Genomic DNA, 16,759 nt, shown 5'->3' with positions numbered 1-16,759 from the left:
CACAGGAAATCACCTCATGAGAACCATTGCTTTGCTGGCAGGCCTGCTGCCAGTGCTGGCCAGTGCCGCCCAGGCGGCGCCCCTCACCAGCGTCAGCATCACCCCGTGGCGTGGTGATGCCAGGGGCGCGCACACCATTGCGCATGATGACTACTGCAGCCCCGGGGTAAGCGGGATCGAGAAAAACGCGCTCCCCATCCTCGAAGCACGCGGGCTGAAGGCGGCGGTTGGCGTGATTGGCAAGGAATGCAAGCCTGCCGACTGGGCGCGCCTGAAAGAGCTGATCGCCAAAGGCTACGAGCCCTTCAACCATACCCTCAGTCACAGCGGCGAACTGGAAGCCGGCACCTTGGCCGCGGTAAAAGGCTGGGATGCCAAACGCGAAATCCTCGACGCGCATGCACTGATGCTGGAAAAAACCGGCTATCGCTTCAGCTTTATCGGCTACCCGTTTGACCTCGCCAGCCCGGAAACCCGGGCAATGGTGAAACAGCAGCCCGATTATCTCGGCGCACGCGCAGCCAAGCACCTGTACGACGGCAGCATGGCCGGGCTGAACACGGATGAGGGTGATCCCTATTTTGTGAAATGGGATGTGTACTGGACCGATGGCAAGTGGTCACTGTACAAACCGGGCGCCGCCGGCAGCATCCTGATCCAGCATGCCGAAGCCGCCATCAACAGCGGCAGCTGGACCTTCCGCACCATGCACGGGGTTGCCGATGGCAGCTGGGAGGCGGTGCCGCTGGCCGAATACACCGCTTACGCCGATTATCTGAAGCAGCAGGCGGATGCCGGCAAGCTGTGGATCGCGACACCGACCGAAGTGATCCGCTACCGCGAAACCCGCAGGTATTGCTCGGTAAAGCTTGATAGCAAAGGCATCCAGTTCGATACCTCCGCCACCGACTGCAAGCGCTACGCGATTCCGGTAACACTGGCAATCACCGCCGCTTCGGCACCGGTGCTGCAGCAGGGCAGCAAGAAGCTGGCCGTGAAGGCCGCCGGCGACAAGCGCTGGCTGGTCGAGGCCGACCCGCTGGCCGGCCCGGTGCTGGTGCAATAAGCCCAGCGCGCAGCAGGCCGCTGTGGCCTGCTGCAGCAGCTTAGCCAGCTCAGGACACCTTGTAGCGGGCAATATCGCTGCTGAGACGGTCGGCCAGGCTATCCAACTCGCCGGCCGTCTGCGCCACCATCCCGGTGCTGCGGGAATTCTCGTCGACCATCTGCACAATGTGCTCGACCCGGCTGGCCAGCATCTGGCTGGCGGCAGACTGTTCGCGCAAGGCAGTATTGAGTTCCGCGATCAGCTCGACCACCGCCCCCGCGCTGCTGCTGATGGTGCCAATCGCGCAGCCAGCCTGCTGCGACACCTCCATCCCGGCATTCACACTCTCGACCGAACGGCGCATCTGGCCAGCCATGCTTTTCGCGCCCTGCTGGATGGAGGAAATCATGGTCGCGATTTCCTGTGCCGACTGCGCGGTTTTTTCCGCCAGCTTGCGCACTTCATCGGCCACCACCGCAAAACCGCGCCCCTGCTCACCCGCCCGCGCGGCCTCGATGGCCGCATTCAGCGCCAGCAGATTGGTCTGGTCGGCCACATCCTTGATCACCAGCGTGATACCGGAAATCCGGTCAGACGAGGCATCCAGCGCTTCGGCCGAGTGCGCAGCATGCTGGATGGCTTCGGCAATCGCGCGAATATCCTGAACCATGCTGTCGATCTGCCGGGCACCTTCACTGGCAGCATCGCCGGAAGCGCGCGAGCGCTCGCGAGCGTCGTCGCTCAAGCCGGAAATATGGCTGATACTGGTTGAAATCTGCTCCAGTGCCGCCGCCATCGAGGTGCTCTCGTCGGCCTGCCGTTCGGAGCCGGTGCGAACCTGTGCCGACGCGGCGGCCAGCTGTCGCGCCGCCTCCTTGAGCTGACGCGACTGCGCCTGCAGCTGCTGCATGGTCCCCGCCAGTGCCGCAATCAACCCGCTGGTCGCCGCCGCCATGTCTCCCAGCTCATCGCGCCCCTGATAGCTGATCCCGTGACTAAGGTCGCGCTCACGCTCGATGCGTTGCAGATCGCTGCACAGACTGCGGATCGGCAGAATGATCGAGCGGGCGATCAGCCAGGCCAGCACCGCCGCCACCAGCACCGCAATCCCGCCCAGCCCCAGCAGCTTGAGCTGGATCTGCCCGGCTTCCTCCTCGATGACCTGACTGCGTGCTCTGGTGCGCTCAGCCGCTTGGCTCGCCACATCCTTGACGGCCTGATTGAGCTCGTAGATCGGTTTCTTGAACGGCTTGAGCGCCTCATCAGCCTGATAGGCGGTGGTGATCGTACCTGCCGTGATCTCGCGATAGATCCCGTCCAGCGCCTTGCGGTAGATGGCCAGCTTGTCCGGCATGCCGCCTGCCAATCGCGCCAGCTCCGGATCAAGCGGTAGCTGCCTGAACGCGGCAATGCTCTTGTCCAGCTCTGCCAGCACTTGATCGAGCTCCTGCTTGTTGGCTGCCGGATTATCCTCGCCGGGATTGCCGATCGAGATGAACAGGCTCTTTTCCTTCTGGCGCGTGCGGGTCAGCGCGTAACGGATCTCCTGTGCGGCATCCCCGATCGCCACCTCGGTGGCGAGAATGGCGCGGCTCTGCTGGTGGATGTCGCGCGTACTCAGCACCCCCAACACCACCACACCAACCAGAAACAGCAATAACAAGCTAAAGCCGGCTACCAGCCGGCCGGAAATCGTTCTCGGCATGATTTTCTCCCTTGCTGGCCGGTTCGACATGATCCGGCGCGATACCGGACAGGTGGCGGTTATGTGCTTATCCCGTCGTGGTGACCGTCAGTATATCGAAACCAAAATGTAACAATCAGGAATACCGGGCACCGTCATCGCTTCCGACAGCAATCCCTGCGATACTGCGGTTTTCTCCGCACTACTGAGCTCATGCACATCTGGGTCGATGCCGACGCCTGCCCGCGCGTCATCAAGGACATTCTGTTCCGCGCCGCGGACCGCACCGCAACACCGATGACGCTGGTCGCCAACCAGCTGCTGAGCGTGCCACCGTCACCGCACATCCGGGCGCTGCAAGTCGAGAAAGGCTTCGACGTCGCCGATGCGGAAATCGTGCGCCGCGTGGCGGCCGGCGATCTGGTCATCAGCGCGGATATTCCGCTGGCGGCACTGGTGATCGAAAAGGGCGGGCGCGTGCTCGACCCGCGCGGCGAGCTGTTGACGCTCGCCAATGTGCGCGAACGACTGTCGATGCGCGATTTCATGCAGGGCCTGCGTGATGCCGGCGTGGAAACCGGCGGCCCGGCTGGCTTCTCGGCCGCTGACAGCCGCAATTTCGCCGCCGCGCTCGACCGCATTCTGGCGCGCAAACCGGCAGCCTGATCCTCAGCCGAGTCCACCTCGCCGCCACACTGTGGAACGCCTCACACCGGAGCAAATCCATCAGGCGGCATAAATTGACTCCACTTGTAATGACAATATACTGTGCGCCCCATTTCTAACCGTGCCAGTCCTGTCATGAAACTAACCAGCCTTGCCCTGCTTGCCACCCTCTCTTTGCCCGCATTTGCCGCGCCGGCGCTCTCGCCTCTGGCTGAATTTGCCAAATGTGATGCCAGTTTCTACCGCCTGCTCGGCAGCAATCCCGAACTGCTGAAAAACGCGAATCTCGTCAGCAAGGACGGGATGGCGAATTTCAAACTGGGCCCGATGGAAGACCAGACCGCGGGAATGAAAGAGCTGACCAAGGGCATGGAAGAATTCGCACGCGATGTCGAATTCCAGCCCCCAGTACTCTTTCCTGAAGGTATCGGAGCCTACTATTACAGCGAACGCCATTTCCGCAGCACGCGCAGTTTCACGGCGCATGACAATGGCAAGGAAGAACTCTATCGCTGGAAGCTGAACCTGCTGGCTTCGCCCAAGCAGGTGCGCAGCACACTGGACAAAGCCGGCAAGCTGCCGTGGGAATGCGAAGACGGCATCTGCACGGTATTCCGCCAGCAGCAGAATGCGGGCTGGACTGTCGTCGCACGCGACAGGATCGATGGCAACAAGCCCTATCTGGTGCTGATGCTGTCGGAAGAAGCCACCGACAAGAAAAAATCCGAACTGGAATGCGAACTGCGCACCGAAGGCCGCTTCTTGCCCAAGGACACCCTGAAGACGCTGCGCCCGAACTGGTAAGCCCCAGCACCCAAACATGAATAGCTGACAGGCAGCGGCACTCGATTGGCGCGGCAGCGTGCCGCTGCGGCAGTGTTTGTTCGGCGCAACAAAACCGCCACATCATCGTCATGCAGCATTCGCACGCCAGAATGCGGGAATAGTCGCGCCCCTTGCGACTACGCTACAGGAGGCAACTCATTGTACCCGAGCAGTGACAGACTGGTGATGTTCGATGCCGACGGCACCATCATCGACGCCTTTGACGCCATCGCCACCACCTTCGGCCTGCACGGCATGGACATCGGCGACCTCGACCGTTTCCAGAAGCGCCGCAACCTGTTCAAGTATTTCGGCGGGCTGAAGGAATTTCCCAAGAACATCCTCCGCCAGAGTACGGCACAGCAGCGCAAGGGCCTGATCACCACACTGACCAGCGTCTACCGCGAAACCGCGCGCCTCTACCCGGGCGTGGCCGGGCTGATCCGTACCCTGCAGGCCACACCGGGCATCCGTGTCGGCATGGTTACGCGCAATATCACGCACGAGCCGCAGGAAACCCTGCGCCAGCTGTTTGCCCGCCACGATCTCGATCTGGCCGCACTGGATTTCTTCGCCTGCATCCCGCTGAAAATGGAAAAAACCTGGCACTTCAAGCAGGCGCGCGAACGGCTGGGCATCAACCCGGCACGCGCCTTGGCCTGCGGCGACGAGCACAAGGATTATCTGGCCTGTCTCGCCGCCGGCTTTCACCCGCTGATCGTGTCCTATGGCTTCGAGGACTTCCAGCGTCTCACCGGCAAGTGGGGCGTTCCCGAGGAAGTCATCGCCCAAAGCCCGGACGAGTTGTGCGGGCGCTTGCGCCATACGCTGGATCTGCCCACGGCGATGCGGGGTATACCGCCGCAACCTATATAATCAAAAGCAATTCAAGCCATACATGGCAATGTATTTACACATGCCCCCGTGCAATCCATCATGCCGCGCTAAACGGACTACCGCCCGTTAATCCGGGGTGTAAAACAGGATGTCCAGATCCTGCTGCGGCATGAAGTCGCGTTTCACGGATTCATACACGGTGGGCGAGACCTTGCTGATTCCCTGCCAGCACAGCGAGATCTTTTCCTCTGGCTGCGCCGTCTGGATGCGCAGCGTGAACTGGCGGATCGGCCCCGCCCAGTTGGCCCCGGTTTTCAGCACATAGCCGACATTGCGGTATGCCGGTACACGGCGGAAACGCTGCTGCTCGGTACTGCCCATGCAGTAACTGGCCACGTTATGCTGCCAGCCCTCCGGGTAGGCGAGCGGTGGAAGTGCCTTGCCGCTGCCGCGCTCGTCGGGCGGCACGTAATTGGCGTTCGCCGCCCCGCCTGCGGCCGGTACATAGCGATGGTGCACACGCAGATCACGCCCGGGCGGAAAGGTCTGCTCCCAGACATACACCCATTGCGTACTCCAGCGGTTGCATTCGTCTTCGGCACTGGCAAAACCGGCCTTGACCAGCTTGCGCTGCAAGGAACCGGGCAGGCTGGCGTAGGCTGACTCAAGCTGCGCCGGGGTCAGTCCCAGCTTGAACAGGGCGGCGGTAATGTCACCCCGCCCTTCCAGTCGTGCCTGCAGCTGCTGACGGGTCGCAACGGGCTGACCATCCACCGTGAGCCGGAAACTGCGGCGATCAAAGTGCGCCTGGTCCCCCTGATTCTGCGTGCACTCGCCGGGCTGCTCCGGCATCGGAAAAGCGATCGTTTCCTGCACCGGCTGCGCGGTGACATTGCGGAAGAGATAGTCGACCACGATTTCGAAATCCGCGTCGGCCTTCCCCTCGGGCAAGCTGCGGATCTGCAGGATTTCTTCCGCCATTGCGATGGCGTCAGTCTGTTTGAGGCGCAATCCACCCGCCGTCAGCGTGGCTGTCGAATCATTCGCCAGCGCCTGTGCGCTGATCAACAACAAGGTACAGCCAAACCATTTAATCATGGGGTATAACCCTCCAGAGCCTTAAATTACAGATCATCGAGCACAATACACCGCAATGTACCAACCAGACCCAAGCTGAGCCACCATCAACTTACCCGTAACATTCAACAAGCTTGGCTTGCATGCTAGCATCCATCCTGCTGCATCAAGGAAACTGCGCATGAACGCCTACCAACTTGCCACAGTACTGATCAGAATCCTCGGACTTTTTCTCGCTGGCTTAGCCATTCTTGGCGGCCTGTATGCGCTCACGATATATGCCCTCTTTTTTCTGGGGGCTGACGGCATTCTGGATCCCACGCTATTGTTTTATGCAGCGCAATCGACGGTATCCTCACCGTTTTACCTCCTGTTCGGGGTGGCGTTACTCCGCTTCAGCCAGCCGCTAGCCACATTCATTACCAAACCGCTCGCGCACGCGCTGTAGGCATGTGTTGCCGGAGTAGCAGAGGCCTAAGCCTGCCATCCAGCCCGCCGATTTGACGGCAGCTCGGGCGGGGCGTATGGTCTCGCCCCTTCCCGCTTTTCCCCGCCTGCCATGACCCGCCCCCTTCTGCCCGCCTGCGGCATCGACTTCGGCACGTCCAATTCCACTGCCGCGATCCATGACGGCCAGCGCGCACGGCTGCTGGCGCTGGAAGACGGCAAGGTCACGCTGCCGTCGGCGATCTTCTTCAATGTCGACGAAGACTCGCACAGCTACGGCCGCGCCGCGCTGGCGGAATACCTCGATGGCTACGAAGGCCGGCTGATGCGGTCGATGAAGAGCCTGCTGGGCAGTTCACTGATGGACGCCGGTACCGAAGTGGCCGGACGGCATCTGCGATTTCGCGATCTGCTGGGGCAGTTCATCGGCGAGGTGAAACGCCGCGCCGAAGCGCAGGCGCAGACCGGATTCACTCAGGTGGTGCTGGGCCGCCCGGTCCGCTTTGTCGACGACGACGATGCCGCCGACGCGCTGGCCGAGCGCACGCTGGGCGAAATCGCCCGAGACTGCGGCTTTCGCGAAATCAGCTTCCAGTACGAACCGCTGGCCGCCGCGCACGATTACGAGCAGGACATCACCCGCGAGGAGCTGGTGCTGGTCATCGACATCGGTGGCGGTACGTCGGACTTTTCACTGGTGCGCCTGTCACCCGAACGCCGCGGCAAAAGTGACCGCAGCAGCGACCTGCTGGCGCATGGCGGCGTGCATATCGGCGGCACCGATTTCGACCGGCAGCTGTCGCTGGCCGCTGTGATGCCCGAGCTAGGGCTGGGGCTGGCGCTGAAAGACGGCAAGCCCTTTCCCAGCAGTGTGTTCTTCCAGCTGGCCACCTGGCACACCATCCATCTGGCCTACACGCGCAAGACCTGGAGCGATCTGCAGAACATGGCCCGCGATGTGGCCGACCGTCCGCGTTATGACCGGCTGGCGCGCGTGGTGCGCCAGCAGCGCGCACACGAAATCGCCATCGCCATCGAAGCAGCCAAGATTGCGCTTTCCGCTAATACCAGCACCCGTATTGAACTGGACGCACTGGAAGACGGTTTCTGCATCGATATACCCCGCGAAATCCTTGAAGACGCGATTGGCGGCGACATCCAGCGCGTGGTCCAGGCGGCACTGGCCACACTGGCCAGTGCCGGCGTACGACCGGAGCAGCTCGATACGCTGTTCTTCACCGGTGGCGCTTCGGCCGTTCCGGCACTGCGGCTGGCCCTGGCTGGTGCCTTCCCGGCAGCACAGGCCGTCGAGGGCGATGCCTACGGCAGTGTCGGCAGCGGGCTGGCGGTGACGGCACAGCAACGCTACGGCTAGCCGCAGAACTCCGCCTCCCCGCAGCACACGCCGCACGGCGCGCCTCCCGCTTCGCAGACGGATTGCAGACTGTTTTCCACAGCCTCCTCGGGCAAGGTCGCGCCGCATCAAGGGCCAGCGTACACTGCCGGCCATGCCAGAACAGGATGCTTTCTATGTTGCAACCCTTACGCCGGCTACTCGCCGGCCTGCTGCTGTGCAGCAGCTTGCCGGCCTATGCCGATTTTGAAATGGATCTGGGCTCGCTCGGCCAGCTCACCCCGGAGGGCGCGCTTTCGCCCGTGCCGGAAGGGCTGGTAGTCGGCGGCATCGGACTGACCTACACGCCGCGTTACCAGGAACAGCAGCAGAAGGTACTGCCCATCCCGGGTTTCATTTATATGGGGCAGCAGTTCATGTTTCTGGGCGACCGCCTGCGCTACTACGTCTATCAGGAAAACGGTCTGGGCGTCTACGGCTATGGCCGTGTGCGCTTTGGCAACCTGGATCCGGAAGACCCGACAGCCTTCAGCGGGCTGAACAAGCGCAAGGCCGAATTGGAAGCCGGCATCGGCGCCAATCTGCTCACTCCCTATGCACTGCTGACCGCACGGGTTTCGCACGACGTCACCGGCACCAGCAAGGGCGGTGACGCGCTATTGTGGGCAGATTTCCCCATCGTGCGCGACAACTGGCTGATCATGCCCGGCACCGGCGTGTTCTGGCGCAGCAGCAAGCTGAGCAATTACTACTTCGGCGGCGTATCGGCGGCGGAAGCGGCACAATCAGGCTACGCGGCCTATGACACCGGCAGCACGCTGGGTTACGGCGCGTCGCTGCTGACGTCCTGGCGAATCAACCGGGACTGGGTGAGCATGGCCGGGGTCTTTTACGAACGCTATGACCGCGCCATCGCCGATAGCCCGCTGGTGCAACACGGCGGCGAAATGACGTTCCTGTTGGGCGCCGGCTATATGTGGAAATAGACGAAACCGCAGGCAGCGACAGGCCCACCGGATACCTGCATATGTATTTACTGTAAAGCCTTTATTCTTGATGATTTTGCAGCAATACCCGTCAGCCCTGTAGCTGCTGTCGCACAAAGGCAAACACGGCCGCTTCATCGATCAGCACACCGGGAGCGGCGACCAGCCCCAAATCGACGCCCATGCGCGCTGCCAGCGTGGCGGCGGCGCGCGTCACGCGCAGCTCGTCAGTGGCCAGGGCACCGGGCACGCTACTGCGCGGCGGCAGCTGGCAGGCCGGCGCGAACACGGCTTCTTCCTCCTGCAGCGGATACAGCTGGGTCGATTCCTCGATGATTTCCATCATCAGCAGCAGATCTCCCCCGTGCACCGCGTCGCCGACGCGCACCATTACCTGGCCGAGTACGCCGTCGTCCGGCGCCGCCACGCGCAGCTCCTCCCCCGCACACAGCAGGTGCACCAGGGGCGTATCGGCGGCAACCGCTTCGCCGCTGCTGGCGTTGATGCGCAGCACCAGTGCCGGCTCGGTCAGCTCGGGGGCGCAGATCAGGTGAGTGGTATAGGCATCCATCTGTGAATATTCACTCGGCAAGCTTTGATATTGCCCAAGGCGGCCCGGGCGTACGCCTTTATCATACCGGACTGGCACCCGTGCGGCCGCGGCAGTGATATTGCAGTGCAACATGGCACTGCTATGATGGAACATCATCCATCATTTGCCGCAGGCGACCGTGCATGCGGGCCAACAGGAGCGGTCATGGCTATCGAGAATATTGAGAACGTGCTGTTTGACGATATCGCACCCGGGATGCGCTATCAGCGCACGCACGCCGTGACCCCCAATGATTTTGCGCTGTTCGCCATGCTGGGCGGGCAGCAGGAAGAGGAAGGCCGCGAGCGCGTTCCGGCCATTGGCGCCTTCATCGCGCTGACCTCGTCAACGGTCAATTTCTTTCCCGGCAACGGCTCGATCCTTTCCAGCCATGGCCTGAAATCACATGGCTGGATCGAGGAAGGCGATGTGCTGAACATCGAGCTGAGCGTGCAGGAAAAGCGCCCGGCCACCCGCGAAGTGGTGCTGCACGGCCAGTGCAGCAACCAGCGCGGCGAAGTGTTGATGAGCGGCCCGCTGGTGGTGATCGCACCAATCGAAAAACGTGTATCGGTGCAGACCGAGCCACCGCAGCTCACATTGCGCCAGCACCGCGTGTTTGCCGAACTGCAAGCCAAAGCGGCACAGCTCTCGCCAATCCCCACCGCCGTCATCCACCCCTGCGACCGCGAATCGCTGCTGGGTGCCGTCGATGCGGCCGAGGCCGGGCTGATCACGCCGATTCTGGTCGGACCGGAGGCCAAGATCCGCGCGGTAGCCGAGAAAGAAGGCATTGCCATCGGACCCTACCGCATCGTCAATACCGAGCATAGCGTGGCTGCCGCCGAGAAGGCTGTCGAGCTGGCGCGCACCGGTGAAGCCGAGGCGCTGATGAAAGGCTCGCTGCACACCGACGAAATGATGCGCGCGGTGATGGCGTCGGGAACCGGCCTGCGCGCTGGCCGGCGTGTGTCGCACGTGTTCGTCATGGATGTGCCGGCGTACGAGCGCCCGCTGCTGGTGACCGATGCCGCAATCAATATCGCACCGACACTGGAAGACAAGATCGACATTACCCAGAACGCGATCAATCTTTCGCATGTACTGGGTAATACCAACCCCAAGGTTGCCATCCTCTCGGCGATGGAGACCGTGTCGTCAAAAATGCCCTCGACGCTGGACGCGGCGCTGCTGTGCAAGATGGCCGATCGCGGCCAGATCAGCGGCGGGGTGCTCGACGGCCCGCTGGCCTTTGACAATGCCATCTCGATGACCGCAGCCAAGACCAAGAAAATCGTGTCGCCGGTCGCCGGGCAGGCCGACATTCTGGTTGTTCCCGACATCGAAGCCGGCAACATGCTGGCCAAGCAGATGTCCTATTTCGCCGGCGCCGACTCGGCGGGGATCGTACTGGGTGCACGTGTGCCCATCGTGCTGACCTCGCGCGCAGACGACGCCAAGGTTCGTCTGGCCTCCTGCGCTGTCATGGCGCTGGTGGCCCATCACCAACGGAGTTAAATCATCATGACCACCAAGCAGAACGAGCTGATTCTTGTCATCAATGCCGGTTCGAGCAGCATCAAGTTTTCCCTGTTCGAAAACAGCGCCGCCGATCCGGTCCTGCTGTACAAGGGGCTGGCCGAGGGCATCTATGTCGATCCGAAATTCACCGCCAAGGATGCCAGCGACGCGAAACTCGTTTCTGCGGAGGCAATTCCGGGCAGTGCCAAGAATCACGATGAAGCGCTGCGCCACATGCTGGCGTGGATCAACGGCGTCATCAACGGCCGCAAGATTGCCGTCATCGGCCACCGCGTGGTGCATGGTGGGACCAAATTCTCGCAGCCGGTCGTAGTCACCGCCGAGGTAGTCAGCGAGCTGGAAAAACTGATCCCGCTGGCCCCCCTGCACGAGCCGCACAACATCACCCCGATCAAGATCCTGCAAGGCCTGCTGCCCGACGTACCGCAGGTGGCCTGCTTTGACACCGCCTTCCACGCCAACCAGCCGGAGCTGAACCAGCTCTATGGCCTGCCGTATGAATTCAGCCAGCAGGAAGGCATTCGCCGCTACGGCTTCCACGGTCTCTCTTACGAATACATCGCCAGCGTCCTGCCGCAGATCGACGCCCGCGCAGCCGAAGGCCGCACCGTGGTCTGCCACCTGGGCAACGGTTCGTCGATGGCCGCGCTGCAAGCCTGCAAGGGTATCGCCTCAACCATGGGCTTTACCGCACTGGAAGGCCTGCCGATGGGCACCCGCACCGGCTCGATCGACGCCGGTGTAGTGCTGCACTTGCTGAACCACCTGAAAATGGATGCCAAACAGATCGAAGACCTGCTGTACAAGAAATCCGGCCTGCTCGGCATGTCCGGCATTTCCAGCGACATGCGCGATCTGGAAGCCTCCGATTCGCCGCGCGCCAAACTGGCCATCGATTACTTCGTGTCACGCATCGTGCGTGAAACCGGCTCACTGGCCGCCGCACTGCAAGGTATCGACGCGCTGGTGTTCACCGCCGGTATCGGCGAAAACGACGCGTTGACCCGTGCGGCTGTCTGCGCGCAACTGGGCTGGCTGGGCGTCATCGTCGACCCGGCGGCCAACGCCGTGCGTTCGGGCGAACCGCGTCGCATCTCGGCGGAAGACAGCAAGGTCGCCGTGTATGTCATCCCGACCAACGAAGAGCTGATGATCGCCCGCCAGGCAAATACCTGCGTGGCATAACCCTAGGCAGCAAGACATGGCGCGGTGCTCACGCACTGCGCTATGTCATGTGCATAGCGTTACACAGGGCTTGTTCGGGTTGATTTGGTGCTTGGTAATATACGCGCCGAATTTTCCCTTTTGTGCTTATAGTTCAAGCACCCACAGCCGAAGCCCCGTGACGCCATGCCAGCTCTTTTCTACCCCAGCCGCTTTCTGGCGGCAGTACTTATTCCTGTTCTTGCCTCGCTTGGCGCCACGACTCATGCCGGTCCTGCTGGTGATCAGTTTGCCAGCTGGCAAAGCAGGTCTCTGGTCACGCGCTCGATCCCGCTGACCCAGATCGGCATCCCCGAGCCGGTTACCCTGCGCGGCCGCAACAGCTCACGTGACTTTTACTTTCCGGTACCAGCTGGCATCGCCCTGCAGCAAGCCAGCCTCCAGTTGAATGGCAACTATCTGCGCGGCAGCGGTGGCCGCTCGACCTTGCAGGTGACGGCCAATGGCGTCCCGGTACTCAGCCAGAACATCACCGCTGATAGCGCCCCACTCCAGCTGCCGCTGGCTCTGGGCAACACGCAAATCCGCAATGGGTTCCTGCAATTTTCCGTAGGCTGGTCCTCCGCGCTTGCGGAGCAGGTCTGCAGCAGCGAATCCAGCGATGGCAACATTCTGAACATCAATCCGGCCACACGACTGGAATTCAGCTTTGATGCCGATGACGTCATGAGCGCCACGGCAGCATGGCAATCGCTGCCCCCCGAGCCGATCCTCCTTCTTCCTGCGGGACGTAGCGACCCACAGAGCTTTGATCAGGCATGGCGCATCGGCGTGCTGCTGAAAGAGCACAACAAACGGCTGCAATTGCGCAGCCTGCCAACCGTTGGCAGCCAGATTGACCTGCGCAGCATCCAGGTGCCGGCCAGTCTGCAGGGCATCCCGGCCTTTGCTGCCTTGAGCAAGGCATCACCCAGCCATCTCATTGCCGACGAAGCCCAGTTGGGCGCACTGCTGGTACTGGGGCGACAGGGGCCGCTGTCCGCCGATCTGCTGGTCGACAGCCCGGCCCTGCGCGGAGCCATCCAGAAAGCGCTGGATGCGTTGCAGGCACAGATGGCCGAAGTATCGGCTGACAGTGCCGCCAGCTTCGCGGCCTGGCGCAGCAAGCGCTTCGCGCTGCCACAGGCCAACGATTCAATCGCGCTGGGGCAATTTGCTGGGCAGCCGCTGATTATCGTTGGTGCGCAGGCTCGCCATCTGGGAAATACATTCCAGCCGGCGTGGCAACAGCTGCGTAATGATCTGCGCGCCCAGCCGGAAAGCCAGTCTGGTGATTTTTCGCTCAGAAGGGACGCCATCCTGCTGGACAAATTGGCCGCCTTCTCCGGCAGCCTCGACATACTCAGCCAGGGACAGCGCAGTGTGTCGTTTTCACTGGCTGATTTGAGCACAAGCGGCAAACAGCCGACGGCCGTGGTGCTGGATGTCTCTGCCGCCCCTAATCAGCAGCAGGAAAAGCCGGTGGTATCGGTCTTCCTGAATGATCTGCTGCTCGGTGCGCAGCACGTGCGCAGCAATGGCAAGGTTCAACGCATCGAAGTTGCAATTCCTGACTATATCCTGCGCAGCAAGAACACGCTCACAGTGCGCTTCAACCGCCAGCCCAGCACCCCGCGCTGCCATGACACCCCGGTTGCCTATCCGGTGTCCTTGCTCCCCGGAAGCCACCTGCAGCTTGGCAAATCGCTTGGCAGCAGCAACTTCATGGGCATCAGTACGCGTTTTGGCAGCACCGGCACTGTGCTACTTGCCGATTCACTGCTTGATCAGGCACAGAAGAACCTGCCTGGCCTGATCGACATGGCCAGCGCACTGGGTGCCAGTGCCGATATGGCACCGGCACGCTTCATCGCCCAGAAGCAGGCCGCCCCCGTACCCGAAAGTACCTTCTTTGCCGTGGGTGTAACGCTACCGGGTGTCAGCCCCGTGACCTCTCTGCGCAATGGTCAGGTGCTCGTTAACGGCAAGGCCGTGCAGAATCTGGGGGCCAACCAGCTTCACAAGCTCGGGCTCGCCGAAATCGTCAAGGCCGGCGGCCAATACGGTGTATTGTATACATCCACAGGCGCTGAAATACCAGAGATTCAAGACAATACCCCATCACTTGATCGCGGAAACCTGGCCATCATCACTGGGGATGGCAAAGTAATCCAGCTGGATCAGCACGATCCGGACGGTAGCGCGCTGGCAGAAGCCGCTGATCCGGATACCGTCTGGGATCGCTACTGGTGGCTATGGACCGGTCTGATCGGCCTGGTCGGTTTCGTGCTGCTGCTTGCACGTCTCACGCAGATCCGCCGCCGTCGCAAGGGTGATGTTGCGCTGTGAGTCTCTCGCTTGGAACGTCAGTCTATTTTGCCCAGTACTATGCGGCACTGGAGGTCGTGGCGGTTGTTCTGACCATCCTGATCCTCATCTCCAGCGTGGATGATGTCTTCATCGACATCTGGTACTGGGCGCGCGAGCTCTGGCGCAAGCTCACGATCAAGCGCCGTGCGGATTACCGGCCACTCAGTGCGGCCCAGCTCAAGGAAAAAAACGAGCAATATCTGGCGATCATGGTGCCGGCCTGGCAGGAATACGATGTCATCGCGCAGATGGTCGAGAACATGATGAGTGTGCTCGACTATCGCCGCTATGTCGTGTTCGTGGGCACCTATTGCAATGATCAGGCCACCATCGACGAAGTCGAACGTGTTCGCCGCCATTTCCGCCATTTGCTGCGGGTGGAAGTGCCCAATCCCGGGCCGACCTGCAAGGCAGATTGCCTGAACTGGATCATCCAGGCCATTTTCAAGTACGAGCAGGATAACGGCATCGAATTTGCCGGGATTGTCATGCACGATGCCGAAGATGTGCTGCACCCGCTGGAACTCAAGTTTTTCAATTACTTGCTGCCGCGCAAGGACATGATCCAGCTGCCAGTTACCTCGCTCGAGCGCGACTGGTTCGAGCTGGTGGCCGGCACCTACATGGATGAATTTGCCGAATGGCATGGCAAGGATCTGGTCGTACGCGAGAGCCTCTCGGGGATGGTGCCCTCCGCCGGAGTGGGCACCTGCTTTTCCCGGCGGGCCCTCCTGCACCTGTGTGCAGACAGCAATAACCAGCCCTTCAACACCGACAGCCTGACCGAAGACTACGACATCGGCACCCGGCTGGCGGCCACCGATATGAAGACCATCTTTGCCCGCTTCCCGGTGCAATTCCAGGTGCGGCGCAAGAGCTGGTTCGGCCTGGCGGCAGACCGGGAAACCGTGATCGACATGCCGCTTTGCGTGCGCGAATATTTCCCCGATACCCTGTACACCTCCTACCGCCAGCGCGCACGCTGGGTACTCGGCATCAGCCTGCAGGGCTGGATGCATCTGGGCTGGCACGGCTCGCTGGCAGATCGATACCTGCTGTTCCGTGACCGCAAAGGCATCGTTACCTCGCTGCTCAATGTGCTGGCTTATCTGGTCTTCTTCCAGTTTCTCGCTTTCTACATTGCCAGCAAGGCGGGCTGGTGGACACTGCATTTTCCGCCGATTTTCGCCCCCGGTAGCTGGCCGCTGTACATCGCCACCTTCACCGGCTCCATCATGATCAGTCGCGTCGTGCAGCGCTTCTATTTCGTGAACCGGCTATACGGTTGGGAACAGGGACTGATGTCGATCCCTCGCATGGCGGTCAGCAATCTGATCAACTTTCTGGCGACGATGCGCGCCTGGCGGATGTTTCTCAACTTTCTGTTTACTGGCAAGCGCCTGGTCTGGGACAAGACCATGCACCACTTTCCTTCGGCAGAAAGGCTGGCCAAACAGCGCAAACGGCTGGGCGAGCTGCTGGTCAGCTGGCAAGCCATCGAGCCCGAGCAACTCGAAACCGCGCTGCGCCAGCAAAGCCAGTTCCAGTTGCCTGTCGGGCGCTTGCTGGTGGTGCAAGGCGCACTGGATGATGAAACGCTGGCGGAGGCCATCTCCGCGCAATATGACCTGCGCCGCGCCAGGCTGGATAAGGACGGCATCCTGCAGCTGCATCGGCGGCTGGCTTTCGAACATTGCTTCCGCCTGCGGGCGATCCCGTTTCTGCAGCACGAGCAACTCATCCATGTGGCGGTTGCCACCCCGCTGACCGATACGGACAAGGATGCTCTGGAGCAACAACTGGGCAAACCCATCCGCCAGTTCATCGCTCGCGAGAGCGAGATCAATGCCGCGCTGCGCCTGCTCTCGGGGCTCAGCTCGGACTTCCTGCCTGATGGGAAACCCGCCCTGATCGACCTGATGGTCATCCACAATCTGCTCACGGCTCGCGAGCTGGATGAGGCCATCAGGGGCTTTGATCTGGATGAGCATCAGCACCTGATCAACTATCTGATCAGCAAGGGTGCCATCAGCCGGGAAGACTTCGAACAGCTGCAAAAACTGCAACAGGCCCAGGAAATCCCTTCTGCACGCTCAGGGCAGGATGCGCCACAGACTTAGAAACCTGC

At 61.6% G+C, this 16,759-nt stretch carries 14 protein-coding genes; 11 read left to right on the top strand and 3 right to left on the bottom strand.

Features of this window, described 5'->3' with window-relative positions:
- Positions 1–16 precede the first annotated feature (16 nt).
- Positions 17–1,066 carry a polysaccharide deacetylase family protein gene (locus tag INR99_RS02860; RefSeq protein WP_194114772.1) on the top strand — a complete coding sequence of 350 codons (1,050 nt, stop codon included), beginning with the start codon at positions 17–19 and terminating at the stop codon, positions 1,064–1,066.
- A 49-nt stretch (positions 1,067–1,115) separates the two neighbouring features.
- On the opposite strand, the gene INR99_RS02855 is transcribed toward INR99_RS02860, so the two are convergent.
- Entirely contained in the window at positions 1,116–2,753 is a 1,638-nt protein-coding gene (locus INR99_RS02855; protein WP_194114771.1) for a methyl-accepting chemotaxis protein, read from the bottom strand.
- Positions 2,754–2,945: 192 nt separating this feature from the next.
- Between INR99_RS02855 and INR99_RS02850 the strand changes: the two genes are divergently transcribed.
- From INR99_RS02850 to INR99_RS02840, 3 genes are all read left to right on the top strand, one after another.
- Positions 2,946–3,398: a YaiI/YqxD family protein gene (locus INR99_RS02850; RefSeq protein ID WP_194114770.1), complete on the top strand. Its 453-nt coding sequence runs from the start codon at positions 2,946–2,948 to the stop codon at positions 3,396–3,398.
- A gap of 135 nt (positions 3,399–3,533) precedes the next feature.
- Positions 3,534–4,202, top strand: coding sequence for a hypothetical protein (locus tag INR99_RS02845; protein WP_194114769.1), 669 nt, complete (start codon positions 3,534–3,536; stop codon positions 4,200–4,202).
- 207 nt (positions 4,203–4,409) lie between these two features.
- Complete coding sequence (locus INR99_RS02840) at positions 4,410–5,099, top strand: HAD family hydrolase (RefSeq protein ID WP_194114768.1); 690 nt, start codon at positions 4,410–4,412, stop codon at positions 5,097–5,099.
- Positions 5,100–5,186: 87 nt separating this feature from the next.
- On the opposite strand, the gene INR99_RS02835 is transcribed toward INR99_RS02840, so the two are convergent.
- Positions 5,187–6,158, bottom strand: a complete 972-nt coding sequence (locus INR99_RS02835; RefSeq protein ID WP_194114767.1) for a DUF4424 family protein — start codon at positions 6,156–6,158, stop codon at positions 5,187–5,189.
- Positions 6,159–6,318: 160 nt separating this feature from the next.
- Between INR99_RS02835 and INR99_RS02830 the strand changes: the two genes are divergently transcribed.
- The 3 genes from INR99_RS02830 (at position 6,319) to INR99_RS02820 (ending at position 8,924) form a co-directional block, all read left to right on the top strand.
- Positions 6,319–6,585: a hypothetical protein gene (locus tag INR99_RS02830; RefSeq protein WP_194114766.1), complete on the top strand. Its 267-nt coding sequence runs from the start codon at positions 6,319–6,321 to the stop codon at positions 6,583–6,585.
- 111 nt (positions 6,586–6,696) lie between these two features.
- Complete coding sequence (locus tag INR99_RS02825) at positions 6,697–7,959, top strand: Hsp70 family protein (RefSeq protein WP_194114765.1); 1,263 nt, start codon at positions 6,697–6,699, stop codon at positions 7,957–7,959.
- 155 nt (positions 7,960–8,114) lie between these two features.
- Positions 8,115–8,924 carry a MipA/OmpV family protein gene (locus tag INR99_RS02820; RefSeq protein WP_228098037.1) on the top strand — a complete coding sequence of 270 codons (810 nt, stop codon included), beginning with the start codon at positions 8,115–8,117 and terminating at the stop codon, positions 8,922–8,924.
- A gap of 91 nt (positions 8,925–9,015) precedes the next feature.
- On the opposite strand, the gene INR99_RS02815 is transcribed toward INR99_RS02820, so the two are convergent.
- Positions 9,016–9,495, bottom strand: a complete 480-nt coding sequence (locus tag INR99_RS02815) for a biotin/lipoyl-containing protein (RefSeq protein WP_194114763.1) — start codon at positions 9,493–9,495, stop codon at positions 9,016–9,018.
- Between the two features lie 186 nt (positions 9,496–9,681).
- On the opposite strand from INR99_RS02815, the gene INR99_RS02810 reads away from it, so the two are divergent.
- The 4 genes from INR99_RS02810 to INR99_RS02795 all read left to right on the top strand — a co-directional run bounded on the left by INR99_RS02810 (position 9,682) and on the right by INR99_RS02795 (position 16,751).
- Positions 9,682–11,034 carry a bifunctional enoyl-CoA hydratase/phosphate acetyltransferase gene (locus tag INR99_RS02810; RefSeq protein ID WP_194114762.1) on the top strand — a complete coding sequence of 451 codons (1,353 nt, stop codon included), beginning with the start codon at positions 9,682–9,684 and terminating at the stop codon, positions 11,032–11,034.
- Positions 11,035–11,040: 6 nt separating this feature from the next.
- On the top strand, positions 11,041–12,243 hold the full coding sequence (locus INR99_RS02805; protein WP_194114761.1) for an acetate/propionate family kinase: 1,203 nt from the start codon (positions 11,041–11,043) through the stop codon (positions 12,241–12,243).
- A 165-nt stretch (positions 12,244–12,408) separates the two neighbouring features.
- Complete coding sequence (locus INR99_RS02800) at positions 12,409–14,610, top strand: cellulose biosynthesis cyclic di-GMP-binding regulatory protein BcsB (RefSeq protein ID WP_194114760.1); 2,202 nt, start codon at positions 12,409–12,411, stop codon at positions 14,608–14,610.
- Positions 14,607–16,751, top strand: a complete 2,145-nt coding sequence (locus tag INR99_RS02795) for a glycosyl transferase family protein (RefSeq protein WP_194114759.1) — start codon at positions 14,607–14,609, stop codon at positions 16,749–16,751. The genes INR99_RS02800 and INR99_RS02795 overlap by 4 nt, the downstream gene beginning before the upstream one ends.
- Positions 16,752–16,759 lie beyond the last annotated feature (8 nt).

Origin of the sequence: Chitinilyticum piscinae (assembly GCF_015223195.1) — a bacterium.
GTDB lineage: Bacteria > Pseudomonadota > Gammaproteobacteria > Burkholderiales > Chitinibacteraceae > Chitinilyticum > Chitinilyticum piscinae.
This window is presented reverse-complemented; position numbering and strand designations above follow the sequence as displayed.

Bases quoted from the DNA above. Each gene is read 5' to 3' on its own strand.
- INR99_RS02835 (WP_194114767.1), bottom strand. From the start codon at position 6,158: ATGATTAAATGGTTTGGCTGTACCTTGTTGTTGATCAGCGCACAGGCG.
- INR99_RS02845 (WP_194114769.1), top strand. From the start codon at position 3,534: ATGAAACTAACCAGCCTTGCCCTGCTTGCCACCCTCTCTTTGCCCGCA.
- INR99_RS02825 (WP_194114765.1), top strand. From the start codon at position 6,697: ATGACCCGCCCCCTTCTGCCCGCCTGCGGCATCGACTTCGGCACGTCC.
- INR99_RS02830 (WP_194114766.1), top strand. From the start codon at position 6,319: ATGAACGCCTACCAACTTGCCACAGTACTGATCAGAATCCTCGGACTT.
- INR99_RS02815 (WP_194114763.1), bottom strand. From the start codon at position 9,495: ATGGATGCCTATACCACTCACCTGATCTGCGCCCCCGAGCTGACCGAG.
- INR99_RS02805 (WP_194114761.1), top strand. From the start codon at position 11,041: ATGACCACCAAGCAGAACGAGCTGATTCTTGTCATCAATGCCGGTTCG.
- INR99_RS02810 (WP_194114762.1), top strand. From the start codon at position 9,682: ATGGCTATCGAGAATATTGAGAACGTGCTGTTTGACGATATCGCACCC.
- INR99_RS02820 (WP_228098037.1), top strand. From the start codon at position 8,115: ATGTTGCAACCCTTACGCCGGCTACTCGCCGGCCTGCTGCTGTGCAGC.
- INR99_RS02860 (WP_194114772.1), top strand. From the start codon at position 17: ATGAGAACCATTGCTTTGCTGGCAGGCCTGCTGCCAGTGCTGGCCAGT.
- INR99_RS02855 (WP_194114771.1), bottom strand. From the start codon at position 2,753: ATGCCGAGAACGATTTCCGGCCGGCTGGTAGCCGGCTTTAGCTTGTTA.
- INR99_RS02840 (WP_194114768.1), top strand. From the start codon at position 4,410: ATGTTCGATGCCGACGGCACCATCATCGACGCCTTTGACGCCATCGCC.
- INR99_RS02800 (WP_194114760.1), top strand. From the start codon at position 12,409: ATGCCAGCTCTTTTCTACCCCAGCCGCTTTCTGGCGGCAGTACTTATT.
- INR99_RS02850 (WP_194114770.1), top strand. From the start codon at position 2,946: ATGCACATCTGGGTCGATGCCGACGCCTGCCCGCGCGTCATCAAGGAC.